General features: G+C 38.1%; 7 protein-coding genes. 1 reads left to right on the top strand and 6 read right to left on the bottom strand.

What is annotated here, in order from left to right; translation table 11 throughout:
* Positions 1–8 precede the first annotated feature (8 nt).
* The 6 genes from AABK36_RS17175 to yihA all read right to left on the bottom strand — a co-directional run bounded on the left by AABK36_RS17175 (position 9) and on the right by yihA (position 7994).
* A complete protein-coding gene (locus AABK36_RS17175; protein ID WP_309940058.1) occupies positions 9–3110 on the bottom strand; it encodes an efflux RND transporter permease subunit in 3102 nt (1033 codons plus the stop codon).
* Positions 3107–4096: an efflux RND transporter periplasmic adaptor subunit gene (locus tag AABK36_RS17180; protein WP_309940057.1), complete on the bottom strand. Its 990-nt coding sequence runs from the start codon at positions 4094–4096 to the stop codon at positions 3107–3109. Before AABK36_RS17180 ends, AABK36_RS17175 begins: the two co-directional genes overlap by 4 nt.
* 22 nt (positions 4097–4118) lie before the next feature.
* Positions 4119–5459: a TolC family protein gene (locus AABK36_RS17185; RefSeq protein ID WP_309940056.1), complete on the bottom strand. Its 1341-nt coding sequence runs from the start codon at positions 5457–5459 to the stop codon at positions 4119–4121.
* 139 nt (positions 5460–5598) lie between these two features.
* Positions 5599–6633 (bottom strand): quinone-dependent dihydroorotate dehydrogenase, encoded by a 1035-nt coding sequence (locus tag AABK36_RS17190; protein ID WP_309940055.1) that lies wholly within the window; start codon positions 6631–6633, stop codon positions 5599–5601.
* A 175-nt stretch (positions 6634–6808) separates the two neighbouring features.
* Complete coding sequence (locus AABK36_RS17195) at positions 6809–7255, bottom strand: DUF5606 family protein (RefSeq protein WP_309940052.1); 447 nt, start codon at positions 7253–7255, stop codon at positions 6809–6811.
* Positions 7256–7388: 133 nt separating this feature from the next.
* Positions 7389–7994: a ribosome biogenesis GTP-binding protein YihA/YsxC gene (yihA, locus tag AABK36_RS17200; RefSeq protein WP_309940050.1), complete on the bottom strand. Its 606-nt coding sequence runs from the start codon at positions 7992–7994 to the stop codon at positions 7389–7391.
* 409 nt (positions 7995–8403) lie between these two features.
* On the opposite strand from yihA, the gene AABK36_RS17205 reads away from it, so the two are divergent.
* A complete protein-coding gene (locus tag AABK36_RS17205; RefSeq protein WP_309940049.1) occupies positions 8404–10464 on the top strand; it encodes an OmpA family protein in 2061 nt (686 codons plus the stop codon).
* The last annotated feature ends 17 nt before the right edge of the window (positions 10465–10481 follow it).

A 10481-nucleotide genomic window follows, 5' to 3' on the forward strand; every position in this document is an offset into this window, starting at 1 on the left:
ATTATACCTTATACCGCTGGAGAATTAGAATCTTCAGCGGTTTTTTTATGCCTTTTATTCATAAATATTTTATCAATGATATCATACACAACAGGTATGAATATCAATGTGAAAATAGTGGAGCTAATAATACCTCCCATTACAGCTTTTCCCATAGGGGCTCTAAAAGATGCTCCAAGTGAATTTGAAAATGCGATGGGTATCATCCCAAATACCATAGCCGCCGAAGTCATCAATATAGGCTTTAGCCTAACTTTTCCAGCCAAAACCAATGCTTCTGTTGTTGTTTCTCCTTGAAGTTTCATTTGATTGGCATAGTTGATCAACAAGATTGCATTCTTGGTCACCAAACCCAATAGCATTATCAACCCCATCATAGCCATCAATGACAATGAATTATGAAAAGCCAATAACATCACAACAGCTCCCAATAAAGAAAATGGCAAGGAAAGCATGATGATCATTGGTTGCTTGTAACTTCTAAATAGCGAAGCCAGAATCATATAAATAAACATTAAAGAAAACAAGAAAACGATAATCATAGCTTCTGTGGACTGAGACTGAATCTGAGTATAACCTCCTTGGGTTAGATTATATCCCGTAGGCATATCCAACTCGCTGACATTCTTTTGAATTTCCGCCATAGCATCTCCAAGCAGCTGTTGGTATAAATTTGCAGTTACCGATACAGAATACTTCCTATCATACCTCACAATCTTGTTGAGCGTATTAATTCTGTCGTAAGTAGCAATGGAACTTATAGGCACTAGATCTCCATTTTCAGATTTAATATTCACAGACATCAAATCTTCAATATCTCTCACTTGGCTTCGCCTCAACTGAACAAACACCTCTAATTGATCTCCAAAAATATCATAGTATGAAGCGATATCGCCATTTAACGCAGTTCTTAATATATTCCCGATATCCTCAGAGTGAAGTCCTAATTTAGCGGCTTTTAACCTATCTACATTAATCTTGTATTCAGGCTGTAGCTTCGCCAAATCATTTTGAATATCAACCACACCAGGAATTCGCTGATAAATTGCCTGCAAACGCTCCGCCAACATACTCAATGAGTCGAGCGACAATCCATTGATATGGTACTCGATCAAACTTTGTTCATCGTTGGATCCCGGAGAGCCCAAATAAGAAAACTCAACACCCGGTATATCCTTGAAAATATTTCGATAATAGTTCTTTATCTCTTCGGTGCCCTCCTTTCTTTTATTCTTCGGCACCAACAGAACAGATATTTCTCCTTCTGTCACAGGATTTCCCGCTGCGCCTATCGATGTATACACATTCGTCACCCTTTTATCCTTCAGAAGCACTTTTACAAGTTGCTTAGAGACTTCCCCAGACTCTTCCAAGCTTCCCCCGGGGTCCACTTTCATTTTGATAATAAATTGACCGACATCCGTGACTGGAATAAAGTCCGTGCCTAATAAGCTAAACAAATAAAAAGTCACCAATAAAATTCCAAAAGCAATTCCAACTACTCTTTTCTTATGCGCTAATGAAGCTCTTAAAAACTTCGTATACCCATCGATCAACCGGTCAAACAGTTGATTGAACTTTTCATGAAACCTATTCAAGATAGTTTTTTTGCTTAAGGAATTCGCACCCAAATCTTCAGAGGAAATCCATTGGGCCGATAGCATTGGCGTCAAAGTAAAAGCGACAAACAAGGATACCAATACTGCAAAAACAACAGTTAGCCCAAATTGAAAGAAATATTCACCAATAAGTCCCGGCATAAATGCAACCGGCAAAAATACAGCGACAATAGTCATCGTTGTAGAAAGGACTGCTAAGGATATTTCATTCGACGCCTTTACCACAGCAGCTTTAGGAGAAACTTTGTCCCTTGTTAAATGCCTGAAAATATTCTCAATAATCACTATCGCATCATCAATCAGCAACCCCAGCGACAAAGTCAAACCTAACATGGTCATATAATTGATGGAAAAGTTCATTAAATACATCATAATAAAACTTGCCACCAAAGAAGTAAACAAAGCGATACCGCCAATAACTGTTGCTTTAAAATTGGCCAAAAAGACATAAACCACTAAAACTGTCAACAAAAAGCCCAAGATCAAATCCACGAAGACGGCTTCGTTTTCACTCTTGATAAAATTGCTGACATCCACTATAGGAATTATTTTAATTTTGCCATTATAACTCTTTTCCAAGAATTTTATTTTTTCCTTTATACCTTCGGCTACCAACATCGAATTGGCATTTGTCTGTTTGACAATATTCAAACCCAAAGCATTATTGCCATTCAATTGGCTTAAACTTGTCGGCTTTTTAGAACCATTTACGACTTCTGCCACATTGCTTAAGTAAACGGGCTCGCCGTTCATATAGCTTAACACGACACTGTCAAAACCTGCTACCTCCTTAAATTTTGACTTGGTGCTTACCAACGTTTCATAACTTCCCCAATCAAATTCACCAGCTGAAATCTCCACATTCTCCGCATTAATGGCATTAACCACGTCATTTAAGCTCACTCCATATGCCTTCAACTTATTGTTATCGCACTCTACTCTGACTTGAGGCTCAGCTCCTCCTACAATTTCCACACGACCTACGCCATCCACACTCTCCAATACTTTCGATATAACATTCTTTACCTCAAGAGTAATTTCTTTTTCAGAACCTTCTCCTGTAACAACAAGACTCATCACTGGAGGAGTATACACGTCAAATTGTTGGACTACTGGTTTCTTCGCTTTTCTCGGAAGTTTTTCTAAAATAGCATCAACCTTGCTTCTTACCTTCTCTTCTGACACAACCGGATCTGATTTCAAGTCAAATTCAATAATCACTTGAGACAACCCTTTTTGAGACACTGAGGTGATATGCTTGATACCGCTTACAGTATTAACCGCTTTCTCAATTTTCTCGGATATTTGGTCATTCACGACCTCTGGCGTCGCTCCTTCCAAAGTAGTCGTCACAGAGACGTAGGGAAAATTAACATCAGGCTGCAAAGAGACCTTCAAGTTTACCGCAGCAAAAAGGCCTAAAACAACAATTGCGACAACAATCATCGTAATGAAAACAGGCTCCTTAACTGATACTTCCGCAAGACTCATAAGCTAACTACTTTGATAATTTTAACACGCTTTCCCTCCTGCAATCGTCCACCGCCTTTTACCACTACTGAATCACCCTTTTTCAAGCCTTTCACACTCGCTATGCTGTCATTAGAATTTATTATATCAATCGGACGAAAATCAGCTTTGGATGATTTGACAATGTAAACTCCATTATCTCCTTTTTGGCCTTTAATGGCATTTTTTGGAACAGAATATAAATCGTCTCCATGTGACCTTAAATTCATAATTATTTGAACCTGCTGATTAGCCAATGCTCCTATGACATTGGGAACTCTTGTCTCTACTTTGACCAAATTATTCTGAGTCAAATCTTTTCCAATCGTGTATATTTTCCCTTTCGTCTGTTTGTTATTTTGAAATATATCCAATGAATCGCCTACGCTCATTAAGCCGACAGATTCGATATCCGGATAAAAAACTACTCGCAAAGAGTCTAAATTAGCCAATTTTAAAAGCCCCGTACCCGAATTCACAAAATCGCCAACTCTCACATCCAAGGAAAGCACCTCGCCTTGAAATGGCGCTCTCATGTAAATTGCATTCTGGGCAATTAAATAAGCTGATTTCGTTTCAAGCATATTTTCTCTGGACTGATCGTATGACTGTTCGGATATCGCTCCATCAGCAAACAACTTGGAATCTCTTTCATATTTTGTCTGCGCATATTCAAACGCTGCTTTCGCTTTAATCAAATTAGCGTCTCCAAAATCCGATGCAAAAACTAAAAGCTCTTGCCCTTTCCTTACTCGATCCCCCACTTTTACCAGAACTTGCTCCACGCGGTCATTCAAAAGAGATCTTAATTCTGTTTGATGAATACCCAAAGCCTGCCCTGCAAACCTTTTTTCAAAAAAGAAAGATGAAGTATCCGCAACAAGCACATTCACAGGTATCGTATCCTGATAAAAAACCTGCTTTTTTTCTTCCTTCTTCTTATTGCCATGGCAAGCTGCAACTGCCATAAGAACAAACACTAATATTATATCAATATTCCGCTTCATAATCCTTTGTCAAATAATCATATTGAGACATATTGATCAAATACTCATAATAAGCATTAGCATAATTTGCCATAGCGGCTCTCAATGATTCTTGTCCGCTTATTATTTCCAACTGGGTACCTACCCCCAAGTCATACCTTTCAAAAGCAATTTCCAAAGCTCTTCTCGCTTGATTAAGCGCTCCTTCTTGAGCTTCTATCTCAGATACAGACCTATTAACTTCTAAAATGCTATCAATCAATTTTTTCTTCAAATCAAGAAATGAATTCTCTTTGCTTAGCCTAGCCATGCTGAACATTGCCTTGGCTTTTTCAACTTTTGCTTTGCGCGCGCCTCCACCAAATAGTGTATATGTCAAACGCACTCCCACAAAAGCATTGTAATCCAAATAACCTGTTGCAGGATTCAATCCGTTTAAAAAGCTTCGTTGATATGTTCCATTGAAGCTCAAAACAGGCCAATACTCTGCTTCGTTCACTTTTATCTGTTGAGACGCTCCTACTTCATTCAGTTCTTGAACCATGTAATCAGTGCTAGAATACACATCTTGAGATGTCACCAATGTATCCAATCGTTGTGGCACTTTTTCAAACAATGTATCAGTCAAAACAAAATCGTGTTCGAAAGGAATATTCAACAATTCTCTTAAAGTGTTTTTCGCTTTGATTAAGTTATTCTTGGCTTGAAGAAATGGAGGATAAGCGTTCGATTTTTGAACTCTGGCTCTTAATAGATCATATTCCGAAGTTTCACCGTTTTTATATTTCTGCTCAACAACATCTAGATTTTGATTAGCATAATCCAAAGTGACAATATTCACTTCCAATAAAAACTTGGTCAGCAATACTTGATAGTAACTTTGCTTAACCTGCAAAGCCAACATATTGAACGACTTGATCGTCTTAAGTTTCGCAAGCTCAAGATTGATTTTTGAGGATTTATAACCGCTAAACGCTAGATTGTCAAAAATTGGCTGAGTGAGAACTCCTGTGGCATCCAGCGCATTGTTAGGCAATAAAGTGAATCGAATTGTTTCTTTGGTAGGGTTGATAAATGTCCTAGGCTCTATGGTAAAAACTTGCGGATTTATAAAGTGAGTATAATTCGACTGCACTCTAACATTTGGCAAGAGCATGCCTAAAGCTCCTTTCAAGTCCGCATGAGCAGCCTCAACGCTGGCTTCAGCGCTTAAATAATTAGGGTTTTTCACCCTTGCTCTTTCAATAGCTTGCACGATACTAAGCTTTTTCGGAGGGTCATCTTCGAACCTATCCGGAACAACCTGCAAGATAAAAAGCGTACATAATAGAAAAATACACCCCACAGCGAACTCTGTTTTGAATCAGAATTACAACTTGCGGGGTTTTAATTTTGTTATATCAACATCTCTTAATTAGAAAGAAGATGCTTTACAAATGATCATCGTTCATCTATAAAAATATAATACAAACGAACATCAAATATTAATTTTCTTCAAGAAGCCTCTTGTTGATCGATTTCACAAAGCCTGGACCATTGAAGATAAAGCCTGTGTACACTTGAACTAAAGAAGCTCCTGCATTAAGCTTTTCAATGGCGTCTTCAGGACTATCAATACCTCCCACACCGATAATAGGGAAAGCTCCATTTGACTTCTTATGAATATATCTTATTACCTCAGTAGCTCTTTCTCTCAATGGTTTTCCGCTCAAACCACCCATTCCGATCTCTTCCACCTCTTGACTTGGTGTCTTCAATCCATCTCTTGAAATAGTGGTGTTGGTAGCTATCAACCCATCGATTTTAACCGTTTGCAATATGTCGACAATGTCATCCAATTGCGAGTCGGTCAAGTCCGGAGCAATCTTCAACAATATTGGCTTTCTTTTTTCTTTTGCGTCTCTTAGATTTTTCAAATGAGACAATAACTGCGTCAAAGGCTCTTTTTCTTGCAAAGCCCTCAAATTTGGCGTATTCGGCGAACTCACATTCACTACAAAATAATCCACATACGGATAAAGCTCTTCAAAACAAATTTCATAATCCTTCACAGCATCCTCATTGGCAGTCGCTTTATTCTTCCCAATATTTCCGCCAACAATCACATCAGACTTTCTTTTCTTAAGTCTCTCCACAGAAGCTTTTACTCCTTCATTATTAAAACCCATTCTATTGATAACTGCTCTGTCATCGACTAGCCTGAACAGTCTAGGCTGAGGATTTCCCGGTTGTCCAACAGGGGTTACGGTGCCTATTTCAATAAAACCAAAGCCAACATTGGAAAGCTCATCAATCATGGCTGCGTCTTTGTCAAATCCCGCTGCTAATCCTACAGGGTTTTTGAACTTGATGCCAAACACTTCTCTCTCCAAGCGCTTATCCTCCACTTTGTAAATACTTCTCATAACAGAAGACACTCCGGGAACAGCATTGGCGAATTTCAACAACTTCACTGTGAAGTGATGCGCTTTTTCCGCTGTCATTCTAAACAATATTGGCTTGACGAGTTGATTGTACACTTTATTTATTTTTTTAGTTTATAATTAATATTTATCACGATTAGTTTTTTATGGCTTTCTTGATCATCCTCCTTTGTATTCCCTCCAGAGGGAAATAAAATGGTATAAAAAATCAATCGTGATAATGACTATTATCTAAGAGATATAAAAAAAGCCACTCAACAGTGGCTTCAAATTAATTGCTTTCTTCTTCAGACTCTTCAGAAGCTTCGTTGTCTTCGGCCTTTTTCACAAAAGCTTCAGCATCGATATTCAATAGAATCTTATACCAGCTTACCAACTTCTTGATATCTGAGAAATAAACTCTCTCTTGATCATGATCAGGAAGGATGTGAAGCATAAAAGATCTTAACTCCTCGTTAGAAGATGTGCTGCCTACACCGGGATCAGCTCCAAATTCATCAAATATCTTTGCGAATACATCTTCCAAAGGAATAGAACCATCTTCGTCATGGGTATATATCGAAATCTCCTTCAAAATAGATACTCTGCTATTGGAATTCGCCACAAACCTCGATTTTTTGCCATCCAAGCTCTCCACAATAACTCCAGATCTTGTAGGACTTACAATTCGGAATAAACCTCCTTTACCCGAAATTGACGCTACCTCTGCTAAATTCATACGACTCAAAATTTCTTTTTAAACAATATATTTAATCGAATAATTCCGTTGCAATGCCTGCAAAAATATTCCTTTTCAATAGAATTCACTACTATTCGCATAAAAATATTAACTCGCAAGCATTTAGCTTCTGTCAGGACTTTATCGACTCGTTAATATCTCCAATAAAGTCCAGCAATTCGTCCCTGCCTGTCTTGGCCTCAGAAGAAGTGATGATATACTGAGGAAGCTCTTCCCATCTTTGCTTCAAAGCTTTCATGAAAGCAGCGACTCCTGATTGAACTTTGTTTTTTGTCAATTTATCCGCTTTGGTAAAGACTATGATAAAAGGTATTCCATACTCTCCCAATTGATCGATGAAATCCAAGTCTATCTGTTGCGGTGGAATTCTGCAATCTATCAATACAAACACGCAAGCTAAATTCTCGCGCGTAGTCAAATACCCTTTGGTCATTGGCTCCCACTCGCTTCTCAATGATTTCGAGACTTTCGCCCATCCATACCCCGGCAAATCAACCAAATACCAAGTGCCTTCATTGACTTTGAAATGATTGATCAACTGTGTTTTTCCAGGTTTGGAAGAGACTTTCGCCAACTTATTTCTTCCCAAGAGCATATTTATCAAAGAAGACTTGCCCACATTGGACCTTCCGATAAAAGCATATTCTGGCTCTCTGATTTTAGGACACTTCTTAAAATCAGAATTACTTATTAAAAACTCCGCAGAAACAATCTTCATTTGACTATATATTGATTTTCAACTCTTTTACTTGCGGGCAAATATCGTAATTCGCTTCTTCTTTATCAATTAAAAAAATACAAATCAGACTAATAATGCCCATGCAACTGAATTCAAAGCCCATAATTGGCTCTCATTCCATGCTATCAACCTAATTCCTTTCACTTTGTGTTTACCCTTGCTGTATTCGGAAGAGATTATATCATTTGATGAAAAATAATATCAATCCTATTCATGTACTAGTACTTAAAATATTCACATAAATCCCACCACATACTTTTAAACTTGTTTTTGAAGCAAATTACTTTCTATAAATAAGTAAATTTCATATATTTACTTCAACCATCTGAAAACCAAACCATTGATGGCATGGGGAAAAGATGACAAGATTTCATAATCGTATTCGAAGATGATAAAGAGAGCATTAGGATTATTTTTTTTCATATTGGCTTGCGTTGCGGCCAACACTTTATACGGGCAGACTATTGAGAAGGAAAAAACACCGGCTGAGCAACTTATCGAGTTGGCGGACGAGGTTTACCGTTCCACAAAGGTAATCTCCCAAGCCAGGGAAATGTATAAGCAAGCCGCTGACCTTGACCCTGAAAATGTTTATGCAAACTACATGACTGGTGATTTGTACTTGCAAACGATAAACAAAGACAGAGCTGCCAAATACTTGGTAAGAGTATATGAGCTTGACCCTGACTATAGTTTCGACATAGCATACAAGATTGGTTTAGCCTACCAATATGGTTATCAATTTGACTTGGCAGTAAAGTACTACAAGCGGTATTTAACAAAACTTGATAGAAACAGATCTTACAAAGGCTTGGACATGGTACCTCGCGAAGAGGTGGAAAGAAGAATTCGAGAGTGCGAAAACGCTGACGAATTCACTCAGCTTCCCAAAGAATACAACATTGTCAACCTTGGTTCGAAAATCAATTCCAATGCCCATGATTTCGCACCTGTGATCAATGCGGATGAAACTATGATGATCTTCACATCAAGAAGACAAGAAGACAATACTCACATTGATGTGGATGAAGACAATTTTTACTTTGAAGACATTTTCATCTCCAGAAAAATAAATGGCGAATGGCAATACGCTCAAAACATCGGCAATAAAATCAACACGATTTATCATGAATCAAATTTGGCTCTTAGTCCTGATGGAAAAACGCTTTTTGTTTACAGTCATGAGAATCGAGGCGATATATACTATTCAGAGGCGGACGAAAATGGAGAATGGAGCGAACCGAAGCCTCTTAAAGGCAAAGTAAACTCGCCTTTCTCCGAAACATCCGTATCTATATCCCCTGACGGAGAAACGCTTTACTTCGCAAGCGACAGATCCGAAGGATTGGGAGGTTTTGATATTTACAAAGCCACTAAAGACAGTAAAGGAAATTGGTCTAAAATCAGCAACCTTGGCAAACAAATAAATACTCCTTTTGACGAAGAAAGTCCATTTATCGACTATGATAATAAAACACTTTACTTTTCATCCAAAGGCAGAAAAGGCATGGGGGGATATGATATATTCAAAAGTGTTTACGATGAAGAAAACGATTCTTGGTCTGAGCCTGAAAATATGGGATACCCTATCAACACTCCAGACCATGATATTTACTTTGTAACGACCAAGGACAATAAAAGAGCTTATTTCGCCTCAGAAAGAGAAGGAGGCAAAGGATATACGGATATCTATATGGTGGAATTGGAACCTGAGAAAAAGGTTCTTGTTCAAAAAGCTGAAACCAATGATACTATCCCAACGCTAACATCGGTTAAGCCTGAATTAAGCCAACCAGAAGAAATCCCAGAATCTTCAGTGAAACTAGTTGTAAACATTATCCACAGGGATGAAGGTATCCCAATGGATACCAAACTCACGATCAAGAATATCAACTCGAATTTGACCAGGTATCCTAAACGCTTAGGAACTGGAAAATATGAATTCATTCTTAAGCCAAAAGAAGATTCACATTACTGGGTGACAGCTGAAAAAGACAAATATGTTTTTATAAGCGAGAAGCTTTTAATTTACAAGCCAAGAGCTGGAGAGCAAGACGAATTGGAAAAGACATTGTTCTTGACTCCTATTGAAGTTGGCGTGAAACGTGTTTTGAGAAATCTATACTTCACTCCAACAGGAGATGATATTGTCGAAGAATCCTATGCTGAGCTCAACAAGCTTGAGAAGCTATTATCAGAAAACCCTCGCATGAAAATAGAAATCGGAGGATACACTGATAATAATGAAGGAGGCAATGAAAGCGAACGTATCAAAATTTCGAAAAAGAGAGCTCAAAAAGTAGTCAACCACCTAGTGAGCTTGGGAGTGCCAAGCATAAAACTCAAATCAGCTGGTTATGGATCTAAAGACCCTATTGCCACAAATGACGATGAAACCGAAGGAAGAGAATTAAACCGAAGAGTTGAGTTCAAAATTCTGGAACTGTAAAACTTATTACTTACAAA

Origin of the sequence: Aureibacter tunicatorum, from assembly GCF_036492635.1 — a bacterium.
GTDB lineage: Bacteria > Bacteroidota > Bacteroidia > Cytophagales > Cyclobacteriaceae > Aureibacter > Aureibacter tunicatorum.

Coding starts and splice junctions, on each gene's coding strand:
- yihA (WP_309940050.1), bottom strand. CDS start 7,994: ATGAAGATTGTTTCTGCGGAGTTTTTAATAAGTAATTCTGATTTTAAG.
- AABK36_RS17175 (WP_309940058.1), bottom strand. CDS start 3,110: ATGAGTCTTGCGGAAGTATCAGTTAAGGAGCCTGTTTTCATTACGATG.
- AABK36_RS17195 (WP_309940052.1), bottom strand. CDS start 7,255: ATGAATTTAGCAGAGGTAGCGTCAATTTCGGGTAAAGGAGGTTTATTC.
- AABK36_RS17180 (WP_309940057.1), bottom strand. CDS start 4,096: ATGGCAGTTGCAGCTTGCCATGGCAATAAGAAGAAGGAAGAAAAAAAG.
- AABK36_RS17205 (WP_309940049.1), top strand. CDS start 8,404: ATGATAAAGAGAGCATTAGGATTATTTTTTTTCATATTGGCTTGCGTT.